This is a genomic window from Streptomyces sp. NPDC091376 (assembly GCF_044757085.1).
Classification (GTDB): domain Bacteria; phylum Actinomycetota; class Actinomycetes; order Streptomycetales; family Streptomycetaceae; genus Streptomyces; species Streptomyces pratisoli.
In genome coordinates this window covers 419,645-445,426 of record NZ_JBIVUF010000004.1, presented here as the reverse complement: position 1 = coordinate 445,426, position 25,782 = coordinate 419,645, and the positions used below count along the sequence as shown (strand labels likewise).

Sequence of the window (25,782 nt, the reverse complement as noted above, 5' to 3'; positions counted from 1 at the left end):
GGGAGGAGACCGGGCAGGCGACGGTGAGGCGAATCTATTGAGGCCCGTACGGGGCGTCCACGCGTACGGCACGCCCCGGATCAAGAACTCGAAGGTTCTTCGAGGTAGATCGACGGACCCGGCTCCACCCCTAGGGATTCTCACCAGTACGGGTCGGCGGCGGCGCCGCGATCATGTGAACGGCCCGCTCGCGTTTCCCCTCTTCGGCAAGGAGCGACGATGCCCCCCATCGGAAGGGACACCTGCACACCCGACGGCAAGGCCGCGGTGTGTGCCGGGGTCTGTCCACGCTTCCCGGACTGCGACGCCCTGCTGTTCTGCGCGGCGCCGGACCGGAACGGGGTGCTCGCTCTTCAACTGGTGCTCACCGTCACGGCGGAGGGCGCGGTGGCGGCCTGGCGCCCGGACGGGCCCGAGGGCGCGGCGACGGAGGCCGTACGAAGCGTCCGTGCCCTCCTGGCCAGGCTGGACGGTCTGCCGTTCCTGGTGCCGGAGACGCCTTTGCGGTGCGAGCGGCCGGACGGCGGATACACCCTGTCTCTGGAACGGCTGCCCGGGGACCTGGTGCTGGGATCGGCCGTGCGGCGCGGCGGCGGCCACAGCGGCGGTGGCGATGCCTATGCCGGTGCCGGTGGCGATGCCGGTGGCAGCGAGGGCGTCTCCACGGACCTCCCCTCCGTGGGTGACCTGTTGGCCGACGCCGACCGGCTGCGGGGTCTGCTCGTGGGACTGCCGACGCACAGCCGACGGCTCGTACAGGGCCTGGCCGCCCTCGGCGGTCACGTCGCCGTTCCCCGGCTGGGGACACTCGTCGGGAACGGGCCGGACGCGCTGCCCGAGGCACTGCAGACCGCGCTCGACGCCGGTCTGCTCCATTGGCACGCCCGCAGCGGCAGTGCGGAGGTGCCGGAGCGGCTGCGGGGACTCGTACGGGCCGACATGACCGTGGCGGAACGCCGCGACGCACACGCCTGGGCGGAGCGGTGGTCGCAGGGCGCGGACGCGCTCCTGCACCGGGCCGCCGCGGCACAGTCCCCCTCCCCCGCCCTCGCCGACGCGCTGGAGCGCGAGGCGGACGGGCTCGCCGCCGAGGGCCACTCCTCCCAGGCGGCGGACCTGTTGCGGTACGCGGCCGGGCTGTCCGCCGACCCCGCCACCGCGTCCCGGCGCCTGCTGGCCGCGGTCGACCACGAGCTGCGTCTGCATCGCTGCGGTGCTGCCAGGGCGGCGCTGCGCACCCTGAGACGGCATCCGCCGTCGGCCCACGAACGCGCACTGGCGGGGCGGTTGAGTGTTCTTGAGGGCGATGTACGCACGGGCTTGGCCCTGTTGACCGAGGCGTACGACCAATTGACCTCCGACTCGACCTCCGACTTGACCTCCGACGCCGGTGAGGTGGGCGGTACCGCGGAACGGTCCGGTACATCCGATCCGTCCAGTGCATCCGATCCGTCCGGGGTATCCGCGGCATCCGGGGTATCCGCGGCATCCGGGGCGGACAGGCCGGGCACCGGGCCGCCCGCCGGTGTCGTCCAGGCCTCGACGCTCTGGCTCGCGGAGGCACGGTGGCTGGCCGGCTTTCCCGCCGCGGAGATCCGGCCGCTCATCGACGCGTCCCGGGTACCCACGTCCCACGACCCGTACTGGCGCGGCATGCGGGAGTGGCTCGACACCATCGTGGCCGCCGCGGACAAGGGGCCTTCGGAGGCGCTCGACACGGTCCGCTCCGCGACGCCCACCCATCCGCGCGCCGCTGCCGCCCGTCGCAAGGCACTGCTGGTGGAGGCGTGGCTGCACCTGGAGGCAGGGGACTTGGACCGGTGCGAGTCCGCTGTGCACCGGGCGCTGGACATGTCGGCGCTCGGCGAAGCCGCGGCGGCGGACGGACTGCCACTGGTGCTGCTGGGGCATCTGCACTGGATGCGGGGTGACTGGGCACAGGCGAGGCTGCACGCCACGATGGTGCTCAACGCGGCCACACCCCTGTGGCGGCCGCTCGGCGGTTCCCTGGGGCTCCTGGTCGCGGCCTCCCGTGGACGGCAGGCGGAGAGCGTGGCGGACGGGAAGGCGGTCATGACCGTGCCGGCGGGCGTGTCCACCGGCGGGTACGGAGAGGGCTACGCGGCCGGTGCCGGCGCACAGCCGTGCGCGGAGTGGGAGGCGCACGCCGACGGACAGCCCGCCCTCTGCGCCTGGGCCGGCCTGTTCGCCCGGCTGGTCGGCGCCGTCGAGGCGGCCGACGCGCCCCGTGCCGCTGCCGTACTGGGGGCGAACTCCGCCCGCTCCGGCCCCGGGGTACTGCCCTCCGCGCTGATGCCCTGGCGTGAACTGGAGCTGCTACGGGCCGCGGTGCTCGTGGGGGACAGCGGGCTGATCCGCCGTTCGCTGCACTCGATCCGGCGGCTGCACCGCCGGTCGGGCTCGGCCTGGAGCAGGATGTTCGCCTCCTGGGGCGAGGCCCTGGCAGCCGCCCATGCCGGGCGCCGTGAGACGGCGCTCGGCCACTACGCGGACGCCGAGCGCCACGCGGCCGAGGCAGGTGCCGGCACGCCCTGGTACCGGGCGCGGCTCCAGGCCGACCACGCGGACGTCCTGGCGGCCATCGGCAAACGCAGGGGCGCGCTCGACCGGTACCGGGCCGCGCAGGAGACGGCGGCCGAACTCGGCGCACAGCCCCTGCTGGACCGCTGCGTCGCCGGCCTGTCCCGGCTGCGCCTGCCTCGTTCCACGACCGGGTACGGCCTGACGCGGCGTGAGACCGACGTCGTCGCGCTCGTCGCCTCGGGCCTGACGAACAAGGAGACCGCGGGCCGGCTCTTCGTGACCCCGGCGTCCATCGCCTTCCACCTCAGCAACATCTACGCCAAGACGGGTGTGTCCAACCGCTACGAACTCCGTTCCTGGTGGCACTCGTTGAGCGAGGCGTAGGAGCCGCCACGCGGCAGGCGACACCACGCGGCAGGGCGGCACCACGCGGCAGCGGTCGTCGGGCGAGAGCAGCCGCCACTTAGGAGAACGTGAAGTCGGCGATGAGGAAGACGTCGGGGCGCACGTCCATGGTGAAGCCGATGTAGATGCGGTGGACGCCCATGAGGGGGCGGATCGTGGACGGCACCGTCGTCCACTCCCCCTGGTGGCCGTTGCCGACCGAGAACGATCCGATGGGCGGCCCGTCAGGGGTGTCGGCGCGTACCGTCACCAGCACGCTGGCCCCGGGCCGCGTCCGGAAGGCCAGCCGGGTCGCCAGGCGTTGCCGCGGCTGGTCACCGAAGTCGACGGTGTAGCCGAGCCGCGGGCCCGAGGAGACGTCGAGCCCGCCGGACCCACGGTCCTGCCGTGCGGGCAGTGCGTACGCGGCGGGCCAGGGACGTGGCGACCGGTCCGCCTCGCCCGGGGTGGGGCGTGCGGAGGACGGGACGGCGCCGGGAGAATCACCCGTACCGGCCGTCGGTCGCCGGGACGGCGCCGGGGCGTCCGGGTCGGCGCCGGATGCGTCGGACCCGTCGGACCCGTCGGGGAGCTCCGACGGCAGGATCACCAGGGGCGTGATGCGCTCGTACTCCGTCAGTCCCGGCAACGCCGGTTCCTCGCCGGGGGCATGGGGATCGCCGGACGACAGGATGCTCACAAGGCCGAGGCCGGCGGCGGCCATCGCCGTGACCGTGACCGCGAGACGCGCCCGGTTCGGCAACGGCTCATCGCGGTACGCGGCCGGCTTCCACCCCGGGACGGCCGGGACGGCCGGAACGGCCGGCGAACGTGCGGGGCGGCGGGGCGGACCGGCGTCGGTCACGGACATCAGGGCCGCCTCCGGCCGGTCGTCGGACGGATCGCCGGGGCTCGTCTCCTCCCAGAGCCCACCGACGTAGGGGCGTACGAGGGGGCTCTGCGAGGGGTCTGCCGGTGTCATGTCTGCTGAGAACCTCGACCTGTCGGGGATCGCCGTCTCCGTCCGTTGTCACCGTGCGCGCTCAGATGGTTTCGTCGAGGGACTGCCACCAGGTGCGCAGCTCGTACCTGTTGTGCACACCCGTCTTGGCGTAGATGTTGCTGAGGTGGAAGGCGATGGACGCCGGGGTGACGAACAGCCGGGTGGCCGTCTCCTTGTTGGTCAGCCCCGAGGCGACGAGCCGGGCCACGTCGCTCTCCCGCTGTGTCAGCCGGTAGCCGCGGGCCGAGCGGGGCAGCCGTAAACCGGCCAGCCCCTCGGCGCAGCGGGCGAGCAGGGGATGGGCCTCCAGCCGGGAGGCGGTCTCGTGGGCGCTGCGGTAGCGATCCAGCGCCGCTCTGCGTTTGCCGGTGCTCGCCAGCAGTGCCGCGTGGTCGGCGAGCAGTCGCGCGTGGTACCAGGGGACCTCCGACGGCAGCCGGTCCGCGTGGTCCTCCGCGTCCCGGTAGCGGTCCAGTGCTTCCTCTCGGTTGCCCGCGTGGGCCGCCACCAGGGCCTCGCCCCAGGACCCGAACAGGCCCGACCAGGGTGTCCCGGTCGTGGCGTGCAGCCGCCGCAGGCCGGCACGGGCGCGTTCCATGGCGGCGTCGTTCGCCACGAGTGCCGCCGCCCGCAGGAGCTCGATGTCGCGCCAGGTCATCAGGGGGACGGTCTGCTCCGGCGGTTCGGCGGTGTGGAGGGAGGCGCCGATCACGCGTGCGGCACGGCCTGTGTCACCCGCCTCCACCGCGCCCACGACCCGGGCGAATCCGGCGAGCCAGCCGGACAGGGCCGTGCGCTGGTGGGATCCCGGCAGACGCTTCTCCAGTGCCGGCATCTGCCCCCGTGAGGCCGCGATGAGTTCGCCGAGGGGGGCGGCTGTGGGCCGCCACAGGCCCGTGGCGGAGCGGGTGGCCATGCGTGCGTAGAGCTGGGCGAGCGACCAGTCCCCGCGCAGCCAGTGCAGATGGCCGAGCAGCATGTGCGGGAGTCCGGTGGGAGCCGAGTCCGGGGAGCCCGCCTCCAGGTCCAGCGCGTTGTGCAGGGCCCGCTCGCAGCGGTCGAGTTCACCGGCCTCCAGCGACAGCCACGCCTCGGTCAGCAGCGTGCGCCGGCGCACCGGGGCGGCCGGGCCCCCGGAGCGGGAGCCGGTGCCCGCGATGCCCAGCGCCACGGCGGGTCCTTCGTCGCGGGCGGTCAGCACGGTCTCCAGCCACGTGTGCAGTCCGGCCCAGTAGGAGTCCTTCTCGGAGGGGTCCTGGGCGGACAGGTCCTTCTCGGAGAGGTCCGGCGTCGAGGGATGCTGCGTAGACAGGTCCTGCGGGGAGAGGTCCTGCGGGGAGAGGTCCTGCGTGGAAAGGTCCTGCGGGGAGGGATCGTTGGGATCGAGCTCGTCGGCAGAAGGGGCGTCGGCGCACTGCTCGTCGGCCGAAAGGGTCTTGGTCAAGGGGCCCTCGGCCGCAGACATCTTGGCGATGGCGTCGTCCGCGGAGGCGGAGGACGAGAACTCCGTGGCGGAGGAGGCGTACTCCTTCAGCAGGGGCCGGATCAGATCGGACGGCAGCCCCGCCAGCCATCTGGCCTGGGCGAGCCAGAGAGCCGCCCGCCCGGCCGAGCCGGTGTTCGTCCGCCCTTCGGACTCGGCCCGCAGATCGTCGGCCGCGGCGTGCTCATGGGCCTCGGCGAGCCGGGCCAGGCCCTGGCGCAGGTCGCCTTCGAGCACACTGAGCCTGCCGGCGAGCAACAGATGGCGGGCGGACGGCGGTTGACGGCGGATGGAGTCCAGCTCCCGGCGTGCCGCACGGGTGTGGTGGGCGCGCAGCCGGAACTCCACCGAGTCCAGCTGCCGCCTGGCGGCCGTCGTGGCGTCGGACGACAGGTCGGCGGCGTGCCTCAGCAGGCGCGCCGCGTTCGCGAAGTGGCCCACGCGGCCGAGCGAGTACGCCTCCTGCTCCAGCTCGTCGGCGAGGCCGGGCAGGGGGTGCCGCGCGGCGGCGGCCCGGTGCAGGAGGTTGTCCGCGCCGTGCGACCAGTGCTGGGCCCAGGCGTGGGCGGCGAGCCGTTCGGCGGGCGACATCCCGGCCGTGATCTGCGGCCTCAGCCGCTCCTCGGCGGTCGCGGCGCCGCTGCGGGCGTGCCAGCGCACCAAGCGTGCGTCGAGCGCGGGCTGCAGGATCCGGGCCAGGTCGTCGGGGTTCTTCAGCAGGGTGCCGAGGCGGGCGTAGGAGACGGGGCCCCCGAGAACGGCGAGGGCCTGGACGAGACGGCGGCTGTCCGGGGGCAGTTCGTCGAGGAGGTCCTCGTCGTGCCCCGCGGCCGCGGGTTGCCGACCGCGCAGGGCGGTGCCCAGCAGCACGTCGCCGGGGAGCCGCTGCACGACGAGGGTGAGCTGGGCGCCGAGGCGTCCACAGGGATAGGACTCCTCGGTCTCCGCGGGGCCGTGGGGGTCGGTGCCCCGCAGCAGTCGGCGGACCGTGGCCAGGAGGCCCGCCAGCTCGCCCTCGGGCTCGCCGGACCGCCAGTTCCGGACCTCGGCGGTGGTGGTCACGGCGAGCACGAAGTGCGGTACGGGGCTTCGGGAGTTGCCGGCCGTTCCCGGTCCGGCCCGGAACAGCAGCGCGTCCATTCCCGAGAACGACGGGCACACCCATAAGCAGGGCCCTCCGGGACCACCGCACGGATAGGCGTCCGGGTGGATGGGCATCTGCGCTCCGTTCGGGCGGGGTGGCTGGGGGCGGCGAGGAGCGGTGACGCGGAAGGTGCCTCGTCGCCTCCGCGGTGGTCCGGCGGGCGTGCTCGGCGGGAGCCGCCGTCGGACCTGCGGTCGTTCGGTCGCGAGCGCCGACGTCCTTCGTCGGGAACGGGGGGTCCCTGCGGAGGTGGCGTCGGCGCCCGGCCGTCCCCGCCCCACTGCGCGGGGAGTCGCAGCGGAGTGCACGGCCGCTTTCGACGCGCCCTATGCTCGCCGCCGTTGAAGCCCGGGGCACTGGTGAGACTCGCTAGTTCCCCACGCCCTGCGGTGGACCGGCTCGGGCCGAATGCGGTCGCTGGGAGCAGTCCCGTACGCAGGGGTAACTCGAAGGTTCCCCTAGGTGGACAGCGAACCGGACACCGTCCGCAGCCATGGCGCGTGCCCGGGTCACGGAGTTGGACGAAGGAACGCTCAGCGAGGTCCGGGTGACCTGGAGAGAGAATTCGCGATCACGTCTCGGCTGAAGGCGGGGACGGTCTCGCCTTCGCCTTGAGGTGAAACTCATGGTCATCGGCCCCGGGCAGCGGTGGTGAAACAGGCGGACGGGCGTTCCGCTCGGGCATGCCATGTAGTGGAACCGGGGACTTGGCCGCCGACGAGGATGGGGGCGTACGCGGCCTCGGAGACCCATCGGCGGCGCTTTAACCGCAGTTCCCAACCCCCGGGCCGCCCAGCTCCAGGCAGGCGCTCACTCGCCCGGCCAACCTCTCGATGAAATGGCTCTGAACTGGTGCTTTCTTGGGATTCGCCTAGGCTGAGAAGTTCTGCGGGACACCGGTGGGAGGGGACATCGTGAGTGAGGAAACCACCAGATACGACGCCAGCCACATCCGGGTGTTGGAGGGGTGGGAAGCCGTCCGTAAGCGGCCCGGGATGTACGTCGGCTCGACGAGTGAACGCGGTCTGCACAATATGGTGTTCGAGGTCGCCGACCGGGCGGTGAACGAGGTGCTGGCAGGCCGTGCCGGCTCCGTCGAGGTCACTCTCACGCCCGACGGCGGCGTGCGTGTCGCCGACGACGGGCCGGGAGTCCCCGTCGGCGAGGCGCAGGGCACCGGTGGTCCGGAGCTCGAAGCCCTGCTGACCACCATGCAGACTGCGGCGGGACCCGGCGGCCGCCACGCCGTGCCGCTCGGCTTCTGCGGCGTGGGGCCCTTCGTCGTCAACGCCTTGTCGCGCCGGATGACGGCCGAGGTGCGCCGCGCGGGAATCCGGTGGGCCCAGGAGTACGCGCGTAGTGTGGCCGTCAGCCCGCTCAGTGAGGCGGAAACGGCGACCGGCTGCGGGACCGTCATCGTCTTCTGGCCCGACGCCGACATCTTCGAAGCCGCAGAGTTCTCGTTCGACGCCCTGGCGGAGCGCTTCAGGGAGCTGGCCTTTCTGAACCGGGCCTTGGATATCTCGCTCATCGACCGGCGCCGGCCGGGCGAGTCCCGGTCGGCCCGGTTCCGATTCCCGGGCGGGGCCCGGGACTTCGTCGCCTTCCTCGACACCGAGATGGCGGCGCACGCCCCCACGGAGACCGTCGCCTTCGAGCTTGAGGACCCGCGGATGGCGGGGGTGGTGGAGGTGGCCTTGCGTTGGTGCGGCTCCCATGAGGAGCGGGTTCGTGGCTTCGCCAACAGCCGGCCCACCATCGGAGGCACGCACGAGCTGGGTTTCCGCGACGGGGTGGCGGCCGCGGTCACTGCGTACGCGCGTGAGCGGCTGCTGCTGAAACCAACGGACCCCGGGCTTCGCGCCGATCAGTTCGGCGAGGGCTTGACAGCCGTGGTGTCGGTGAAGCTGGACCATCCCGAGTTCAAGGGCCCCACCCGCGGTGTGTTGGGTAACCCACCAGTGCGGACCTGCGTGGGACAGGCCGTCCAGGAACACCTCGGGACGTGGCTGGATGGGCACCCGGAGCATGCCTCGGCCGTCTTCGGCCGGATCCAGGGCACCTGCCAGGCCTGAGCGACAGCAGACCGCCCTCGCCGGTTGCACGACAACCCCCGGGACACGTAGTAAAGGCAGCGCCCCTGCTGGGCAGCAGCTGGTCAGGAACGGAACGCGGAGGTGAGGCAGTCGGGGCACACGGTCTCGGCGCGGAGCGTGGCCGTGAGGGGGCGGAACAGGACGACCGACATCCCGATGCCGATGGCCACGGCGGCCGCTTCCCGCCCACGGGAGATGAACTCGGGTACGAGGCCACGAGGTGGGGACTCACGACGGGACTCACGCGTCCCGGAACGCCGCCCGAAGTGCTCTCGCGGGTGGAGGCTCACGGTATCCGGCCGGTACTCTCCGGCAGTGCGAAGTCCGCCCAGACGACCTTGCCCAGCGGCGGATACAGCGTGACGCCCCACGCCGTGGTGAGAGCGTCGGTGAGTAACAGTCCCCGCCCGCGGTCGGCGTGCATCCCCGGCACGCTCAGCGCCGGCTTGCGGAGGAAGTCGCCGTCGGTCACCTCGACGCGCAGCGTGGCGCCGAGCGTCATGGCGACGAGGACGTTCCCACCGTCGGACGTACCGTGCTCGACGGCGTTGGCGGTGAGTTCAGAGGCCACGAGCAGCACGTTGTCGCGCAACTCGCCGTCGAGTGCCCAGCGTTGCATGACATGTCCTATCCTCTCCCGGGCCAGGGAGGCCGCCGCGCGCTTCGCCGGGAGCCTGAACACGACGTCCCGTCCGCTGTCGGTGAGGGTGTGTTCTGCTGCTGGGGACGGGCGGTCCCCTTCGGGAACGTGCACGGCTTGTCGCCTCCAGTCAGGACGCATCCGACGATGCGTCTCGCGAATCCACGGCCGGCGGTGAAGGGCGAACTCGGGCCCCGACAGGAGCAGTTCGGCGTGCGGGGCGAAGGAGACCCGACGGCGTCGTCCGCCGCGCCCATGGCGTCGGAAGGGGGCGCGTCCGGGCCCGTCGTCCGTACCGGGCCCGTCGTCCGTACCGGGCCGTGCGCGCGCACCGGCTCGGAGGACGCCTCGGCTCCCGGGCACGGCGGGTCTCCCCCGGTGTCACGACGTCCCCTCCTTCGTGGTGCGGCTGCTCGCCCGTACCTGCAGCCGGTAGAGCCTGCGGCGCGGGAACCCCACCCGGGTGGCCACCGATCCGGCGATCCGCTCGCTGCCCGGCTGCGCCCCGTTGGCCGCCACCATGCCGAGCGCGCGCCTCTCCGCGTACAGCTGCTCCGTCTCCAGCTGCTGCGGGGTGTCGGCACGGACGAGCAGATCGAGCCAGGCGCTGGGCTCGGTGCAGGCGGCGCCCACCGCCGCGATGTCCGCCTCCGGCCGTACGAGGGTGAGCCCACTGCCGCCGCTGCGGGCCATCGCCTCGGCCACGGCGTTGCCTCCGGCGTTGTACGCGGCGACCACGCCCTTGCCCCGCCCCGTGTTCCCGGCGAGGAGGGCGCCGACGGCGGGTGCGGTGTCGACCGCGCCGAGCGTGAGTACCGGCTGCGGGTCGACGGTCCGTACGCCGACGCTCTTCGGCAGGTCCGAGGCCACCTGGGGCAGGCCGTCGCGGACCTCTCCGACGCCGATGTGCGACGCCTCGACGAGCGCCACGGCGGCGTTCGGGGTACCGGCCAGGACGGCCGCGCCGATGAGTGCCGTCGCGGGCGTCGCGGCCAGGCCGACCACCGGCATCCAGCGCAGTCGCTTCGCGGACACCCGGCCGCCGTCGCCGGTGGCGAACCAGCAGGAGACCCGGGGGCCGAGCGCGTCGGTGGCCTGTCCGCAGATCGTGATCAGGCCCTCGGCCACGTCGAGCAGGGCGGCGTTGACGACGGTGGTCGCCTCCCGTTCGAGGAGTCCGAGCCCTCCGGCCTCGTGCGAGAGGCACAGCCGAAGCTCGGGACACGTCTCCAGCAGCCGGGAGGCCACGACCTCCTCGTGAATGGCACGCGTGCCCGTCGCGGTCAGGGCGACGGTCCTCAGACCAAGGTCCCTGACCGCTCTGGCGGCCCGCTCCGCCGCCTTGAGGTCGAGTGCGGCCAGCTCGTTGCCGAACAGGTCGTGCCCGCCCCGCACCGTGGAGCGCCAGGTGACGAGCGACCGCACCAGCGGGGAAGGGTGACCGCCGGGCGCAGGGGAGTCCGGCGGCCGCGGCAGCACCCGCAGTGCGGCCACCGGACCGGCCCGCAGCGCCGGGGGTATCGCCCGGCCCACCGGCTGCGCCAGCGCCTCCTTGAGTACGGTCGTGACGTCCCAGGTGACCGAGGAGACCCCGGTCGGGGCCGCGGCCGCGAGTGTCCGCAGCAGGCCGCTCAGCGCACCGGTGGCGAGCCCGACGGGCAGTGACGATCCCGAGTTGAGGACGGTTCCGCCGTCCACGAGGGCGCCGCGCGCCGATGTGCCGGTCAGCCTGACCCCGATACGCATGTCTCTCCGCTTCCCGTGCCCGGTGTTGCCGACGGCACAGCCATAGGGGGGTGTCCGGTCGCCCGGCCGGCTGATCGGCCCTCACCGCGGCCAGGATCTGCGCCCCTTCGACGATCGGATCTGCACCCCTTCGACGATCTGCCGCCGAGCGCCGTCCCGGCCACGGTGGTTGGGCCCGTCGCCGGTGAGGGTGCGGATCTCGACGCCGACGACTGCTCGCCGCACCGCTCCCTGCGCCGCACCGCACGCCGGTGCCCCCGACGACGCCGGGACGGCGTGGGTACCGCGCTCATCGGCAGGCCGAAGGCGCGGACGCCCGCACCCGGGCCGTCGCAGGCCGACAGGCCGACGACGACCGCTCGGTCGGGCAGGTTCACGACGTCGCCGACGATGAGGAACGCGTCGCCCGGCGGACTCGGGGCCGCGACGAGGGCCAACGGACAGGCCGAGCCACCGTGGTCCCGCAGCGGCGTCCGCCCCCGGCGGGCTGACGTGCCGCTCTTCGGCCCGCTCCTCGTCGCCGCTGCGGGGCGCGGCCGTTGCGGGACCCCGGAGGCGAGCGGGCACAGCCGTCGCGTACGGGCCGCCGGGCCTTCGGCCACGGTGTGACCGCGCCGCGGTTCGCGCGCGCCGCGCCGACGCGCGGCGGCGTGCTCCTGCCGGCTCCTTGCCCGCCGGCCGGGTGGTGCCGCCGCCGGTCCTGCCCCCGGCCCGGTCGCCGGGCGAATCCGGGCGGAATCCGGGCGGCGGCAGGCGCCGCCGCGCGTCCTCGTCGGTGTTCTCGCGCACGGTGTCCTCGCGCCGGACCCGAGCCGGTATTCGGCCCGTCCTCTGCCGCCTGGTGCGGATCGCCGCCCGTGCCTCAGTCGTCGTACTCGCCGTCCACACCCTTGGGCGTCGCCGCGGTGGCGCCGCCCCGGCCCGGCAGTGGTCCGTGCCGTCGCTCTCGTCGTCCCTCCCGCCGAGCGCGTTCGCCAGGCCCTGATCGCGGGCGTTGACACCGTGTCGCTCCGGCGCCGCGCAGGTGAGGCCGTACCAGCGCTTCTCCCGCGGGTCGCCCGCCGCCTGCCGGGATCCGCCGTTGCCGAGGAACGCGATGTCCTTGCCCCTGACGGCCTTCTCCGCGCCTGCCCCGGCCGGGGAGCACAGCGTGGCCGGAGCACACCGTGGCCTCGACCGGTGAACCCGACGCGGCCGGGGATGCACACCAGCGTCTCAACGTCACGACCTCCGAAGTCCGTCCGTGGGGCCGGGGAGCATCCGGACTGCGCGTTCGTGATGTCCCCGGCCCCGCCGCGAGCCATCATGTCCGCGGGGCGGCGCGCGGCGACTGGGAGGAGTTTCCAGTTACCGCAGGTCGCCCGGCACACGACCCTCGGGGAGGAACGGGTACGAACCGGCACGGTCGGCGGGGCGACGACTGGAAGGATCTGAGGGGCCACGGCTCCACGGACCGGCCCCGGGGCACGGGCGGCCGAGGGCGGGGACCCTCCTCAGGTGTGGCGAGGTGCCCCCGTGCCGGACCGGGCCGTGCGCTGGACCAGGTCACGCAACTCCCGCCGGTCGCGCACGGCGAGCTTCGCGAAGATGCGGGCCAGGTGGTACTCGACCGTCTTCACGCTGATGGTGAGCGCTTCGGCGATCTCCCGGTTGGTGCGGCCCAGGGCGACGCCCCGGGCGACGTCGGACTCGCGCGTGGTCAGGGTCGTGAGGGCCGCGGCGTCCGGGGACGTGGTCGTCGTGCGGGTCCTGGCCTTCGCCAGGTCGGCGGTGCTCGCCCGCTCGAAGGCGGGTGCGCCCATGGCGGCGAAGGTCGCCGCCGATTTCGACAGTTCCCGTACGCCTGAGCGGTGCCGGCCCCGGCCGAGCAGGAAACGGCCGTGGCACTGTTCCATCAGGCCACGGTAGAAGGGGATGTCGGCGCCGGCCGCCGCGGTCTCGGCCGCGCGGGCGTACGCGGCAGCCGCGGCCGTGTGCGCTCCTTCGCCCTCATGGACCCGTGCCGTCAGCCAGAGTCGTACGAGCTCCAGCCCGCCGGTCCCGGTGCCGGCTCCCGGCCCTTGAGCGGACGCCGGGACGGGGTGGAACTCGTCGAGCAGGGCCCGTGCCTGGTCCACCCGGCCCGCGGACACGGCGGAGTCGACGAAGAAGGGCAACCACCACAGGGAGTACAGCCGGCAGCAGTCGTTGCCCCGGCGTGCCGCGTCCACGACGCCGGCCAGCGCGGCGAGCACCCCTTCGGCGTCGTCGCGGGCGCGTGCCGCCAGGGCCCGGGCGAGCGCCAGGTAGAACTCGGGCCCCCGGTAGTCCAGGGACACCGACCGGGCGTCGGCGAGGGCGAGGTGCCGCTGAGCACTGTCGTCGCAGCCGCGGCCGGCGGCCAGTGCCGCGGCGAGCGAGTGCAGTACGGCGTGGTCGATCGCGTGGCCGTGGGCCTCGACGGCACTGAGCGCGGTCTCGGTCTCGGTCTCGGCCCGGTCCCAGGAACCGCGCAGCATGTGGCAGACGATGAGGTGCACATACCCCGCGAGGCCGAGGACCTGGAACGTGCCGGGGCGGGAGCGGCGTACGACGGTGGACAGTTCGGAGGCTGCCACGGACACCCGCCCGGCCAGGCAGTTCAGCATGCCGCGGAAGGTGAGGCCGAAGACGTCGGCCTCGTCCGCCTGGTCGGCGTCGGCCGGGAGATAGGCCAGTCGCTCCAGGCCGGCCTCGGCGCCGGAGGCGAGGGCGTGCCCGTACGCGTCGAGCGAGCGTGCCGCGGCGGCCGTGTCGCGCACCAGCACGGTCAGGTGCGAGTCGTCGGCCGAGCGCAGGGCGGCGAGGGCGTCCCGTGCGGCGCGCACGGTCTCCTCGCCGAGGCCGAGCACGGCCGTGACCCAGCCGAGTTCGACGATCATGCGTCCGGCCGCCAGTGGTCCGGTGCCGTCGGTGGCCGCCGTGTCCTGGGCCAGGGTGAGGTGCCGGCGGGCCTGCACCACGCGCCCCTGGGCGAAGGCCAGCAGCCCCAGTACCTCGTGCCGGCGGGCGGTGGGCCCGGCGGCGGCGACGAGGTCGCGGTAGCGGCCCACCAGGTGGCCTTCGCCGGCCCAGAACTTGAGGCGGACCACGCCGATGAGGTGCCGCTCGCGCTCCTCCCTGCCGTCCGCGAGGTCGGCGGCCCAGGACAGGTACGCGGCGGCCGTGGCCAGCCGTCCGAGTGCGCTCTCCTCGCGGGCCGCCGCGGCCAGTTCGGCGGCCAGGGACGTGTCGGGTCCGTCGGCCGCGGCGACGCGGTGGGCCCAGGCGTCGCCGGCGTCCACGAGGGCGACCGCGCGGGAGTGCAGCCGGCGCCTGCGGTCCGGGGCGAGCCCTTCGTACACGAGGTCGCGCAGCAGTTCGTGACCGGGGGCGACGTCCGTGACGGGCTCGCCCGGCCACCATCTGACGAGCCCCGCACGCAGCAGCGGGTCCAGGGCGCCGGCCGGGTCGCTCACGGCCACGAGCCGGCCGAGCCGCAGCAGCGACACCCGGCCGCCGAGCACGGCCAGTCCTTCCAGCAACAGGCGTGATTCACCGGGGAGTCCGGCCAGTCGTGCCGCCACCGTGGCGGCGAGGGCGGGCGACGGGGCCGGTGCCGGGGTGGCACCGGTCGCCTGCGGCTCGTCGGCCGTGTCGTCGATCCGTGGCGGCCGCGGCCGCAGGAGCAGCGTCGCGTGCAGGGCGTTGCCGCCGGTGCGGGCGTGCAGCCAGCGCCCGGCACGGTCGGCGGGCGCGTCCGACCCGGCCGCCACCGCCAGTTCACCGAGTTCGCCGGCGTCGAGGCCGCCGAGGGTGATCCTCAGGTCGGCGGCGAAGCCGAGGTCGTCGGCGGCGGCCGGGCCGGCGGCAGAGGTGGCGGCCACGACGATCGTCAGGATGCGCTGGTCCGTGAGACGGCGCGTCATGGAGGCCACGACGTCCAGGGACCGTTCGTCCGCGGTGTGGGCCTCCTCCAGGACGAGTACCAGGGGTGCGGTGGCGGCCAGTTCGCCGAGCGCCGACATCAACTCGGTGTTCACGGCGATCGGGGACACCGGCGAGAAGACCCCGGTGCTCAGCAGCGGAAGCCGCCCGGCGACGGCCGGCGGAAGCTGCCCGAGGAGCTGGGCCAGCGTGGCGTACGGCCGGTCCCGCGCCGTCTCCGAACCACGGACGACGAGCACGCGGTGGTCACGCAGGGCGCCGGTGAAGTGCTCGACGAGCCGGCGCTTGCCGGCCCCCGGCGGTCCTTCGAGGAGAACGACCCGCGGCCGGCCGGCGGCGGACAGGGCGGCTTCCGCGCCCATGAGCGCGAGTTGGGGGCGGCGCCCGACGAAGGGAAGTCCGCCCGCGCCATCGATTCCGTCCCGGCGCACTGTTCCCCCCTTGCCTGCTGACGCTGAACGAGCGGTCAGGAGGCAGACAGCTTAAGCCCTCGGCCGGAACGTGCCGGGTCCGCCGTGGGTCACAGACCGGGACCACCTGTCGCCAGTCGCGGCAGGCCGGTGTGGACGGCGCCGGAGCCGGGACCGCCCGGCCCCGGCTGCCGGGCTCCGGGCTGCGGCGGTCCGGGCTGCGGCGGTCCGGGCTGCGGGGGCGGTGCCCCGGGGGACGCCGAGCGGGCGGCGTTCGCCACGAGACCGTTCGCCGGTCCGTGGCCGGCCGACGGCGAGATGCGCGCCGCCTGGTCGAGGACCTGCGGGATCAGCCTGTTCGTCGCGACCTGCGCGACGGCGTCGACCGACACGACCCGCTGCTCGGCCCACGTCATACGGTCGCCGGCGGAGGTGCGCACCGGGCTCGTCGGCATGTCGGACCAGGTGTGGGAGGCGGCGAGCGGCTCCCCGGCGAAGGGGTTCATCGCGCCCGGGACCATCGCCACCTCCCACTCGGCGTAGTTCTCGGCGAGCGCCCTCAGTTCGGATCCGTAGACCGCCTTGCCGTGGCCGGTCTTCGGCCCCTTGCGTCCTTCGGCGTGCTCCATCGCGCCGGTGACGATGTCTCCCGCGACGTCGACGGCGTCCTGGGCCGGTCCGCCGAAACCGCCTCCGATGTCACCGGCCACGCCCCGCACGACCGTGGTGGCCACCTGGGTGTAGACGTCCCCCATGCCGGGGATGAAGCGCGCCGGGACCTTTCCGGCCTCCGTCCACCGGACGGGGCGTACGGCCACCGTGAACTGGCTGGTCTGCTCCTGTTCGGTGAGGTCCTGTGCGTCTTCCCGGATCAGGATGCCGGTGCCCCTCAGCTCCTCGAAGGTCCGCTTGAGCTGGTCCTGGGTGCCGTACGCCGACATGCGTCCCGTCGCGTTGAGGTACGTGAGCGGCTGATCGCCGCCGTTGGTCCGTATCTCGCCGTTGTGGAGGGGGACCTGGCCCGGGTAGGGGTTGTCGGCTGTCCTGGCGAAGCTCCCTCCCGCCTTCCGGATGCCTCCGGGCTTCACGTTGTGGACGCCCTGGACGCGACTGCTGCCCTGGGCCTCGTAGACCTGGATGACGGGTACGCCCTTCTCGGTCCCCAGGGAGACCGCGGGGCGGCTGTCCTTGTCGGCGAGGTCGCGCACGCTCCGGTCCGCGTAACGTCCCATGACCTCCTGGACGAATGCGTCCGTTCTGCTCTGCCGGTGCATGGCGGGTGGTCCTTTCTGTGTGGGTGTCAGCCGGGGTAGGGGTCCGCCGGCGGTGGTGACGTGGCCCGGTGGCTGCCGCGCCGGCAGCCGGCGAAGGTGCCGGACGGGTCGCGCAGCGCGGCCATGCAGGGGTGGAGGAAGTCGCGGTGCCACAGGGCGGGGCCGCTCATCCCGGCGGCCGCCGCGGTGTGTTCCTGCCAGGACATCCACAGCCCGTAGAGCAGGGCCACGGCTTCGTGGTGCTCCCACCAGCGCGGGCACCAGGGGGCGTTGGTGGTGATCTCGCGGGCGTAGACCGGAAGCAGCAGGTCGTGCACCCAGACCACGAGGCCGTCCATGGCCGCCTCGTACGCGGGCCCGTCCAGGCAGAGGATGAAGGGCCCGGACCCGGCGCCCGGTGCCGCGTCGCCGGTCATACGCGTTCGACTCCTCCCGGTGTCCGATTCAGAGCCGCCCGCTCGGCGATGGCGGCCTCCTCCGCCTTGGCGGCCGCCCCGACGGCCTCGGCGCCCGGCTCCCGGTACCAGGGCCTGAGCCTGATCAGGGCGGGCCGGACCCCGGTGACGAACAGGAGTGCGGAGCCCTTCGGCAGTGCCCGGATCCGTTCGACGGGCAGGATGCGCTGCGGCCGGTACGAGAGGGAGCGCGAGTGTCCGCCCGCGCCGCCGTCGGTGTACGCGACGGTCCCGGCGTCGTAGTCGCCCACGAGTCTGGAGATCCGCTCGGCGAAGTCCGCGTCGTCCATCCCGGGACCGAGCAGCTTGACCGTGGAGGCGCCCCACAGGGCGTCCATGCCGGCCTCGCCCCACACCCGGCTGCCCTGCCGGTAACTCTGCAGCAGGGTCACGACGTTGACGCCGCGCGAGCCGAGATGGCTGTACAGGTCGGGCAGATCGGCGATGCGGCACACGTTCGCGGCCTCGTCGAGGACGGCGGTCATGGGCGGGTCGAGCCGGCCGCCCATGCGCTCGGCCTCCTCGACCGCGGCACGCAGCGCCGCGTCGGCCGCGGCCGCGATGATCCCGGCCGCCGATCCGCCTCCGTCCTTGGACAGCAGGTAGAGCGTGTCCAGGCGCAGCGCGTGTGCCTCCGGCCGGAATCGCGGCACGCCCGGGTCGGGGGTCACCCAGGCCGCGACCTGCGGGTCCAGCAGGCAGGCCAGGCACTGGCGGGCCGTCTCGTAGATGCCGTCACGGGTCTCCACGGCTCCGCGGACCGTGCCGTCCAGCTGGTCGGCGAGGGCGTCCATCCCGGCGTCGCGCAGCAGGTCGACGGGGGTGCGGTCGCCGGGGTCGGACAGCCAGGCCAGGACGTCGGGCACCTGCCGGCCGGCCCGGGCCGCGGCGTGGAAGAGGGCGGTGAGGGTGTTGTGCGCGGCGCTGATCCAGAAGTCCCGCTGTCCGGCGTCGTCGTTGACGGCCGCGACGAAGTGCCCGGCGAGCCGGCGGGCGCCCTCGATGGTGGCGGCCTGGGCCAGCATGTCCCACCACATTCCGCGTTCGGTGTGCGCGATGCCCTGGGGGTCGAACGTCCAGACGGTGCCGAGTTCGCGGCGGGCTCGCCGGGTGACGGTGTACACGTCCGCCTTGTTGGAGGTCAGCACCACCGGGCCGGGTGCGCGCAGGACGCGCGGCACGGCGATGCCGGTCGTCTTGCCCGAGCGCGGGGCCATGAGGTGGAGTTCCACGTCCTCGTAGGAGGAGCGCAGTTCGGGGCCGCCGGGTGCCAGATCGCCGAGCAGGTTTCCCCGGTCGTCGGGATCCAGGTCGCGTATCCCGCGGAGCGAGGGGCGCAGGGCCCGGGCGCGCGCGGCGGCGCCCTTCGGCAGGAGGGGGGCCAGCTCCCGCGGGCCGGCCAGGCCGGGTGTTCGCGCGAGCACCCTCAGCAGGCGTCGTACGAGGAGGACGGCCGGGACCGCGGCCAGGGCGAGCGCGGCCAGGGCACCCGTCGCGGTGACACCCGGCGGTACATGCGGCCACAGGGCGGTGGGCCCGCGGTCGATCAGTGCGACGGCGCTGCCCGGGCCGTACGGTGGCGGGTCCCACCCGGGGCCGAGCAGCGCGGCGGTGACGGACCCTGCGAGCCATACGCAGCTGAAGGCGGCCCAGGCCGTCGCGAACAGCCCGCACACGACCCAGGCCGTCGCCTCCCGGCCGTCCCGCGGCTCGGTGCGGCGCGGCAACGTCATCGCGTCCTCCTCGTGCGAGCGCGCCGGCTCACGGCTGCCACCCCGCCAGGTCCCCCGTTCCGTTACGGGCCGCCGGAGCGGTGGAGGGTTCGGGGGGCCGGCGTCCGGCGGTGCGGTGCAGCCGGCGCTCGGTCTCGGTGAGGGTGACCTGGAGCGGGATGCCGGGCCGGCCGCCCACCTTGATGAGGAACCTGCCGCGCCCCGGCGGCTCGCCCTGTTGCCCGGCGGACTCCCAGCCGGGCGGGGAGGACCAGGAGGAGACGAGGTCGATCTCCTGCCGGGACAGGCCCACGATGCCTTCGAGGTCGTACAGTTCGTTCGCCGGGAGACCGGCGCACGCGACCATGCCCGCGCGCTCCACGAACCCCCTCGCCTTGGCGCGGTCGGCGTCACGATGCAGCGCCTCGACGTCCTTCAGGGTGTGGGTGATCATGGCGTGGCCCAGGCCGAGGGCCCGGTTGAGCCGGGTGAGGGCGTCGATGCGGTCGACGATCCCGGGGGCGGCGCGCAGGGGACGCCACAGCTCGTCCAGGACGGCGAAGTACCAGCGTTTGGGGGCGCGTCCGGCATCCGCCAGGGCGTGTGCGGCGGCGACCGCCCCCAGACCGTCCGACCACACGGCGAGCATCACCGCGGCGGTGAGCCGGTCGTCGGCCTCTCCGATCCCGGAGACGTCCACGCACACGGCCGGTGCCCGCAGATCGACGGGGTGCGAGGTACGCGCGGCGAACGTGTCGCCGAGGGGCCCGTCGAGGATGCCGAGCAGTGAGCGCTGCAGCGGTTCCACGGCGTCGTGGTACCTGCGGTCGTCGCCGCGGTCGAACGCCGCGGCCCGCAGCGGCTCCGGGGCCTCGCCGAGCAGGGTGAGCAGATCGCCCAGGTGCGGTGGCCGTCCGGTGCCCGCCGCGGGGGCGAGCAGCCGGAGTGCCGCGGAGAGCACCGAGAACTCGTGGTCGTGCACCGGGTATCCGCGGACCAGGGCGAGCAGGGCGGCCAGCATGTTGAGCACCCGGCCGTGGGCCTCGGCCGCCAGGGCGTGTCCCGCCTGGCCGCCGATCGCGGCCGCGGCCCGGCCCATCGCCCCCGGGTCGAGCACGTTGATCGCGCCGACGCCACGGCCCACCCGGACGACCTGGCCGCCCAGCGCCCGTACGGTGTCGGCGTAGTCGGGCTTGAGGTCGCCCAGCACCAGGGGTACGACCCCGGCGGCGGTGAGACCGATGAGCATGCGATTGACCAGGGTCGACTTGCCCAGGCCCGGCATGCCGAGGACGAAGACGGACGGGTTGGAGAGGTAACGGGCGCGGGTGAACCAGGAGATGGGGTCTCCGCAGACGGTGGCCCCGGTCTGGAGATGGTGCCCCAGCGGGACGCCCGTCAGCGGGGCGCCGGACCCGGTGACGAAGGGCCAGAGCCCGCACGCCTGCACGGTGGTGGCACGCCACATCGCCGGCGGGTCGACGTGCCCGACCCGCCCGCCGGCCGGCCCGGGCCAGCCGCGGCGCCCCGGCCCGGCCGCCGGCGTGGCGGCGCCCGCGTCGGCCGGTCCCGCCATGTTGGTGCCCGCGTCGGCCGGTCCCGGCGTGGCCGCCCGGTGCGGGGGGAAGCGGTCCGCCGGGTCCCCGACCGGTCCGCGCCGGTGCCGGCCCGCGTGCCTGGGTCCGGTCACAGCGCCTCCCGCAGCCGGAACGGTACGAGGGTGTGCTCCCACGGAAGGATGCCGACCGGCAGCGAGCAGGCGAAGGCCGCGGCCTGCATCCGGTCGGCGGGACGCATCGACAGCCGGGAGCCCGTCTGCATCCCGGCCACCGCCAGGGCGGCTTCGGGCAGGTCCGGCACCGTGTCGACGGTCACGGTCAGCAGCATGGAGAACTCCACGAGCCCGGCGCCCGCCGCCTCCTCCGCGGCCACCTGCTCGGCCGCCCGGACCTCGGCGGACGCCCGGGCGCGCACCATGCCCCACCCGGCGCTCGCCGTGAAATGCGCGGCACGGCGGTCGGCCTCCACGATCCTGGCCGAGAGTGCCTGGTCGATCGGCCGGTACAGCAGGGCGACCCGCTTGCGGCGCACCCCGGGCACCGGCTCCAGCAGGCTCCGTAACACCCCGGAGTGCACGGTCCCGCGCGGCGCCTCCGTGAGCATCCAGGTGCGCGACACCCCCGAGTCGTGCGCGTACGAGGACACCGACTCCACGGCGGCCGAGGGACCGGCGTCGTCCCACCGCAGTCCGCTGCCGCCGGGACGGGTGGCCGCCTCGGGCAACTGGGCGGCGGCCGCCGGGTCGTAGGCGACGCGGACCACTTCGGCGATCCGCTCGGCCGACAGCGGGTGGGCCGCGCCGCCACCCGACTCCGCGAGGCCGGCGACGAGTCCCTTCATCCTGACGGCGAGATCGTCGACCATGTGCCGCGTCCCGCGTCGGCGGCCCACCGGGCCGAAGGTGAGGGCGATGTAGGTGCTGGTCGAGTACGACGCCGAGCAGTGCTGTCGTACCAGTTCCTCCATCACGGCCCGGGCGGCCGGGGGCGCGTGCGGCGTGATGCGTGGCAGCACCTCGTGCGCGAGGCGGACGCCGGTGTCGGGGGCGGTGTCGACCACCACGGACGCGCCGTGCAGGCCGGGTTCGAGACCCAGCCGGGCCAGCCACTGCCCCCAGGCGGCGACCCACAGGTCGACCTGGTCGGGGTCGACGAGCGTGCCGCCGTTCGGTTCGCAGGCCAGCACGACCGTGTAGCGGTCCCGGCCGTGGCACAGCACTCCGAAGGGCCGGTTGCGGGTGTCCCTGCCGTCGAGGGCCCTGACCCCGGCCAGCAGGCCGGGCGGGCTGAACCGGCCGTCGGGACGGTTCGACAGCGGCCCCGACACATACGTGTGCGAGCCGGACGAGGTGCGCAGGGCCCACCCGATCCGGACGGCGGCGAGCTGGTAGAGGCTGCGCCCGTCGCGGGTCCGCACGGCGAGCGGCAGGATCGGCACCAGAACCGCGACGAGCGTCACGAGCGCCGCGTATAGGGAACTGAGCGAGGCGAGCAGGACGAGGACGAGCCCGACGAACGCGCCGACGGTGCCGACGGGACCGAGCGGGCCGACGCCCGGGCGTCTGGGCAGTCGCCAATTGCCGTACGTGGGACGGGCTGCGACGGTTTGTGACATGGGTTTCTCACCTCTCCGGGGGCCGGGGAGTCAGTTGTGGCCGCGGGTGCCGTCGTGGTCGCCGAGGGAGGACATCACGTCCGTCACCACGCGGGTGCCGGTCTGCAGCGCGATCGGCAGAGCCGCGGCAGGGGACGCCGCGGCGGCCGCCGCGGCGGCGGGCCTGGCACCGGTCGGGCCGGCGTCGGGCCCGGCACCGCCTCCCCCGCCGGGGCCCGCTCCCGCGCCGAACCCGCCCGCCAGGGCGGAGGATCCGTACGCGACCGAGCTGGCCGCACCCATCACGACCTGTCCGCCGGAGGCGTCGCCGAGCGCCGAGGTGGCCGGGACGACGAGCTTGAGCAGGGCGGGGAGCGCGAACACCGAGAGGACCAGCATGCTCACCCCGGCGATCTTCTGGTGGACCGGCGCCCCGTCCGCCGTGAGGCTGGTGGCCGAGAAGAGGATCAGCGCCGCCGCCGGTTTGTAGAGCATCCACCCGATCAGCCAGCCGACATGGCGCTTCCACCAGCCGTCGCCCCAGGCGGTCATGGAGGCCGCCGCGGCCAGCGGCAGCGTGGCGATCAGGGTGACCATCACGCCCAGGCGGATGTACGTGAGCACCACCTGCACGACGGTGGCGAGCAGGACCAGCAGGGCGAGGAGGAGCACCAGTACGGGTGCCAGGAGCGTCGTCGCGCCGAGGAGCTCCTTCATGTTCGTGCCCAGGTCGGACCTGGCGAAGAGGTAGCGGGCGTAGTTGTCGGACAGTTGCGCGAGGAGCGTGGCCGTATAGGTGCCCGCGCCCGTCACGAGAACGAGCCGCAGCATGCCTTTCAGCGTCTGCTTCGCCGGTTCGCCGCGCCGGTCCAGAGCCACCCGGATCGCCGCGACGACGAGCGAGGCCACCGCCGCGTATCCGACGATCCACGCCGTCTGCTCGCCGACGGCTCCGACCGCGATCCCGCCCCCGTCCGAGGGGACTTCGAGCCACAGCCCGTAGAGCGCCTTGATGGCCTCCTGCGCCGCGTCGCCGATGGCCAGGGCGATCTGTTCCAGGATGGTCTCCGCGAGGGAGGTGGTGATCTCGCGGGCGCAGTCCACCGGGGAGAAGAAGCAGGTGACGGATGGCATGTTCAGCCCCTCCAGAGGGCGAAGCCGTCGGAGGACAGGACGGCGATGAACGGCGAGGTGAGTGATCCGTCGGAGCGGGGCGCGAGCTTCCAGTCGCCGTCCTGCCAGGCCATGGACAGGGAGGTGGCGGTGTATCCGCCCTCGGGCAGCCTGATGAGGAGGTGGACGGTGGCCTCCTCGGCCGTGTAGTGGAGCACGGAGAACCCGGCGTAGGACGCCGGAGGCCCCTGCCCCGGCGGGTCCCCGGCGGCGACACGCTCCCGTACGAAGACGTCCCGGTTGGGCCCGGGAAGCATCTGGAGCCGGGCCGTCTCCCGCCAGGTGTCCTGCCCGAGCGCCGCGGAGACGACGTGCGCGGCCAGGACCGCGCCCATGGGGCTGTGCGCGAAACCGGCGCGGACTCCCCCGTCCCCGCGGGTCGGGCCGACCGAGTCCGACACGGGCACCAGCGTCCTGCCGACGGCCTCCCACCGCAGGTCGTCGGGCGGGCGCGGAGCGTCGGCATCCCCGTCCGGTTCCTCGTTCTCTTCGCCGACTTCGCCCCCTTCGCCGTCGGCCGTGGGGTCGGGAACGTCCGAGCTGAGCGGGGCGGCGACGCGGGGCGGCTGCCCGGCCAAGGGGCCGCCGGACGCACCGCGGTCCGGGTCTCCCGCCCGCGTCGCCACCGCGATCAGTACGACGGCGGAGAGGAACCCCGCCGACAGCATCCAGTCACGCGTCTTCCAGTACGGCCGTTCCCCGGCGCCGCTCTCCGCTCGGTGCCCGGAGCCGTACGAACGGGGCGGGCGCTGCCACTTCACCGGCTCACCCGAAGACGAAGGTGACGAGCGGGCCGGCGACGGAGACCAGTCCGCAGCCGACGAGCACGGTCGCGAGCCGGCTCATGTGCTCCGACAGCTCGCCCCTGCGGTGGGAGACCGCCATCATGATGCCGGTCACCAGTACGCCGACGACACCGGCCGTCGTCCCGACCCAGGCGAGTACGCCGAGAAGGAGCTCGATCTTCTCTTCCAGGGCCACCGGGGCACTGGGGGTGGGCTGGGGAATGTCCCGGGACGGATCCTGGGATCTCGCCGCAAGCGCCAGTAATGCTGATCTCACCGATTCTCCTGGGATGGGTGGGGGCGGAGGGGGCGCAGGTCGCGCATCCGGAGTTCCCGGATCCTTGGAAGTCCTGGGGCTCCCGGAGTTCCTGGGATTCCTGGGACTTCCGGGCTCCGGGGTTCCTGGGACTTGCGGGACTTGCGGGACTTCAGAGAAGCGCGTTCACGAGCGGCGCCGCGGTGGCGACGACTACACAGGCCGCGAGCACCCATCCGAGCGAACCCAGTTGCGCGACCGCCTGTCCCCTGCGCAGCGCGAGAGCAAGGTGTGTTCCCACGACGACGACCCCGGCCACCCCCGCCGCCGCACCGCACCAGACGAGGAGTTCGAGGAGCCTGGCCGCCTCGGCCGTGTCGGTGAAGGTCTCCGCCGCCAGCGAAGCTTCGGACCACCGCGCCGCATGGGACACCTCGTACCTCTTTCTCACGCCGGAGCCGATGGCGCGACGCTAGTGCGCCACGGGGGCGGGGAGCCTCGTAGAAATATCGAGTTGGCTCCGGAGTGCGGATACAGGGGGGCGACCGGGCCGGTCCCCGGCGTGCCGCTACGGCTCCGCGCCGCCGTGGAGCTCGGACGGTGACGTCCTGAAGGCGCTACTCGCCGTGATACGGGAGCGTGGTGCCCGGCAGTTCGTACTCCTCACGGCGGCCGCACATTCCGTAACCGCCGTGCCGGGTCGGCTCGGTGTCGTACGAACGGGCGTCGGCGAGATAGCCGGGGTCACCCGCTTCCAGGGCCGTGAGCTGGGCCCCGGTGCGCTCCGCCGTGGCCAGCGCGCCCGCCCGCCACAGCTCACGCCAGGCGGGGACCCGGTCCCTGACGAGGCGCGCGGCGGCCTGCTGGAACTCGACATAGGGGCCGTTGTCGCCGGCCATGAGCGCCTCGCGCAGCGGCAGATACCCCTCGACGGCCAGGTCGCGGCGCTTACGGGCGGCGGTCGCCGCCTCCGGGCCGGTCCGCGCGGGGAGGGATGCCGCGGCCGCGTACCGCTCGGGGTCGGCGAGCACGTCGGGCGGGAAGGTGAAGACGGCGTCCCCGGCCTCCGGCAGTCCGCTGTTCTGCATCAGCACGGTGATGCGCAGTCCGCCGCCCTGCACCATGCGGTGCACGGTGCCGGGCGTGAACCACGCCACCGAACCCGGCGCCAGAGGGGTGTCGCGGTAGCCGTCGGGGCTGAGGGTCTGGACGGCGCCCCGGCCGCCCGTGACGACGTACGCCTCCGTGCACACGAGATGCAGATGCGGGCTGCCGCCGCACGCCCCGTCGGCGGCCTCCCATTCATAGGCGCTGAGGTGCGACAGGCCCACGGCTCCCGGCAGCGGATGCGCAAGGTGCGGCAGGCTCGCCATGTCAGTCCCTCCAGCTGCGAGGTGACGCGGTAGCGGTACGCGAAGCGGCTCCTCGCGTGGCGGGAAAGCGCTTGCTGCGAGGCAGCCTAGGTGTCGTGCGAATGTCACGACAAGCCCCCGTGCGTCGATCGTCGAATCGATTCGGCAGGGCCGTCGGCACAGTCCGCCAAGGTGCCGGTCGCGCGGTGCGCGGCCGGACGCTGGCG

Annotated in this window: 17 protein-coding genes; 2 read left to right on the top strand and 15 right to left on the bottom strand. The window is 74.0% G+C overall.

Annotation, left to right across the window (positions count from 1 at the left end):
• Positions 1-219 precede the first annotated feature (219 nt).
• On the top strand, positions 220-2,928 hold the full coding sequence (locus ACIQMR_RS12070; RefSeq protein ID WP_401385286.1) for a LuxR C-terminal-related transcriptional regulator: 2,709 nt from the start codon (positions 220-222) through the stop codon (positions 2,926-2,928).
• A 79-nt stretch (positions 2,929-3,007) separates the two neighbouring features.
• Here ACIQMR_RS12070 and ACIQMR_RS12065 read toward each other — a convergent pair whose 3' ends face one another.
• Entirely contained in the window at positions 3,008-3,910 is a 903-nt protein-coding gene (locus tag ACIQMR_RS12065) for a carbohydrate-binding protein (RefSeq protein WP_401385285.1), read from the bottom strand.
• Between the two features lie 61 nt (positions 3,911-3,971).
• Positions 3,972-6,554 (bottom strand): LuxR C-terminal-related transcriptional regulator, encoded by a 2,583-nt coding sequence (locus tag ACIQMR_RS12060; protein ID WP_401385284.1) that lies wholly within the window; start codon positions 6,552-6,554, stop codon positions 3,972-3,974.
• Positions 6,555-7,472: 918 nt separating this feature from the next.
• On the opposite strand from ACIQMR_RS12060, the gene ACIQMR_RS12055 reads away from it, so the two are divergent.
• On the top strand, positions 7,473-8,633 hold the full coding sequence (locus ACIQMR_RS12055) for an ATP-binding protein (protein WP_401385283.1): 1,161 nt from the start codon (positions 7,473-7,475) through the stop codon (positions 8,631-8,633).
• A gap of 307 nt (positions 8,634-8,940) precedes the next feature.
• Here the strand turns inward: ACIQMR_RS12055 and ACIQMR_RS12050 are convergent, their stop codons facing one another.
• From ACIQMR_RS12050 to ACIQMR_RS11990, 13 genes are all read right to left on the bottom strand, one after another.
• Positions 8,941-9,435 carry an ATP-binding protein gene (locus tag ACIQMR_RS12050; RefSeq protein WP_401385282.1) on the bottom strand — a complete coding sequence of 165 codons (495 nt, stop codon included), beginning with the start codon at positions 9,433-9,435 and terminating at the stop codon, positions 8,941-8,943.
• A 240-nt stretch (positions 9,436-9,675) separates the two neighbouring features.
• Positions 9,676-11,040 (bottom strand): hypothetical protein, encoded by a 1,365-nt coding sequence (locus ACIQMR_RS12045; protein ID WP_401385281.1) that lies wholly within the window; start codon positions 11,038-11,040, stop codon positions 9,676-9,678.
• Between the two features lie 1,493 nt (positions 11,041-12,533).
• A complete protein-coding gene (locus ACIQMR_RS12040; RefSeq protein ID WP_401385280.1) occupies positions 12,534-15,416 on the bottom strand; it encodes an AAA family ATPase in 2,883 nt (960 codons plus the stop codon).
• Positions 15,417-15,505: 89 nt separating this feature from the next.
• Positions 15,506-16,669, bottom strand: coding sequence for a hypothetical protein (locus tag ACIQMR_RS12035; protein ID WP_401385279.1), 1,164 nt, complete (start codon positions 16,667-16,669; stop codon positions 15,506-15,508).
• A gap of 26 nt (positions 16,670-16,695) precedes the next feature.
• Positions 16,696-17,085: a DUF4913 domain-containing protein gene (locus ACIQMR_RS12030; RefSeq protein ID WP_401385278.1), complete on the bottom strand. Its 390-nt coding sequence runs from the start codon at positions 17,083-17,085 to the stop codon at positions 16,696-16,698.
• A complete protein-coding gene (locus ACIQMR_RS12025; RefSeq protein ID WP_401385277.1) occupies positions 17,082-18,857 on the bottom strand; it encodes a type IV secretory system conjugative DNA transfer family protein in 1,776 nt (591 codons plus the stop codon). The genes ACIQMR_RS12030 and ACIQMR_RS12025 overlap by 4 nt, the downstream gene beginning before the upstream one ends.
• Before the next feature lie 28 nt (positions 18,858-18,885).
• Complete coding sequence (locus tag ACIQMR_RS12020) at positions 18,886-20,412, bottom strand: ATP/GTP-binding protein (RefSeq protein WP_401385341.1); 1,527 nt, start codon at positions 20,410-20,412, stop codon at positions 18,886-18,888.
• A 110-nt stretch (positions 20,413-20,522) separates the two neighbouring features.
• The gene (locus ACIQMR_RS12015) at positions 20,523-22,010 is read right to left on the bottom strand and encodes an SCO6880 family protein (protein ID WP_401385276.1); all 1,488 of its coding nucleotides are present in this window, start codon (positions 22,008-22,010) and stop codon (positions 20,523-20,525) included.
• Between the two features lie 30 nt (positions 22,011-22,040).
• A complete protein-coding gene (locus tag ACIQMR_RS12010; RefSeq protein ID WP_401385275.1) occupies positions 22,041-23,123 on the bottom strand; it encodes a hypothetical protein in 1,083 nt (360 codons plus the stop codon).
• 2 nt (positions 23,124-23,125) lie between these two features.
• Positions 23,126-23,923 (bottom strand): hypothetical protein, encoded by a 798-nt coding sequence (locus tag ACIQMR_RS12005; RefSeq protein ID WP_401385274.1) that lies wholly within the window; start codon positions 23,921-23,923, stop codon positions 23,126-23,128.
• Positions 23,924-23,927: 4 nt separating this feature from the next.
• The gene (locus ACIQMR_RS12000) at positions 23,928-24,224 is read right to left on the bottom strand and encodes a hypothetical protein (protein WP_401385273.1); all 297 of its coding nucleotides are present in this window, start codon (positions 24,222-24,224) and stop codon (positions 23,928-23,930) included.
• A 151-nt stretch (positions 24,225-24,375) separates the two neighbouring features.
• Positions 24,376-24,654, bottom strand: coding sequence for a hypothetical protein (locus tag ACIQMR_RS11995; RefSeq protein WP_401385272.1), 279 nt, complete (start codon positions 24,652-24,654; stop codon positions 24,376-24,378).
• Between the two features lie 166 nt (positions 24,655-24,820).
• A complete protein-coding gene (locus ACIQMR_RS11990) occupies positions 24,821-25,576 on the bottom strand; it encodes a cupin (protein WP_401385271.1) in 756 nt (251 codons plus the stop codon).
• Positions 25,577-25,782: the final 206 nt, after the last annotated feature.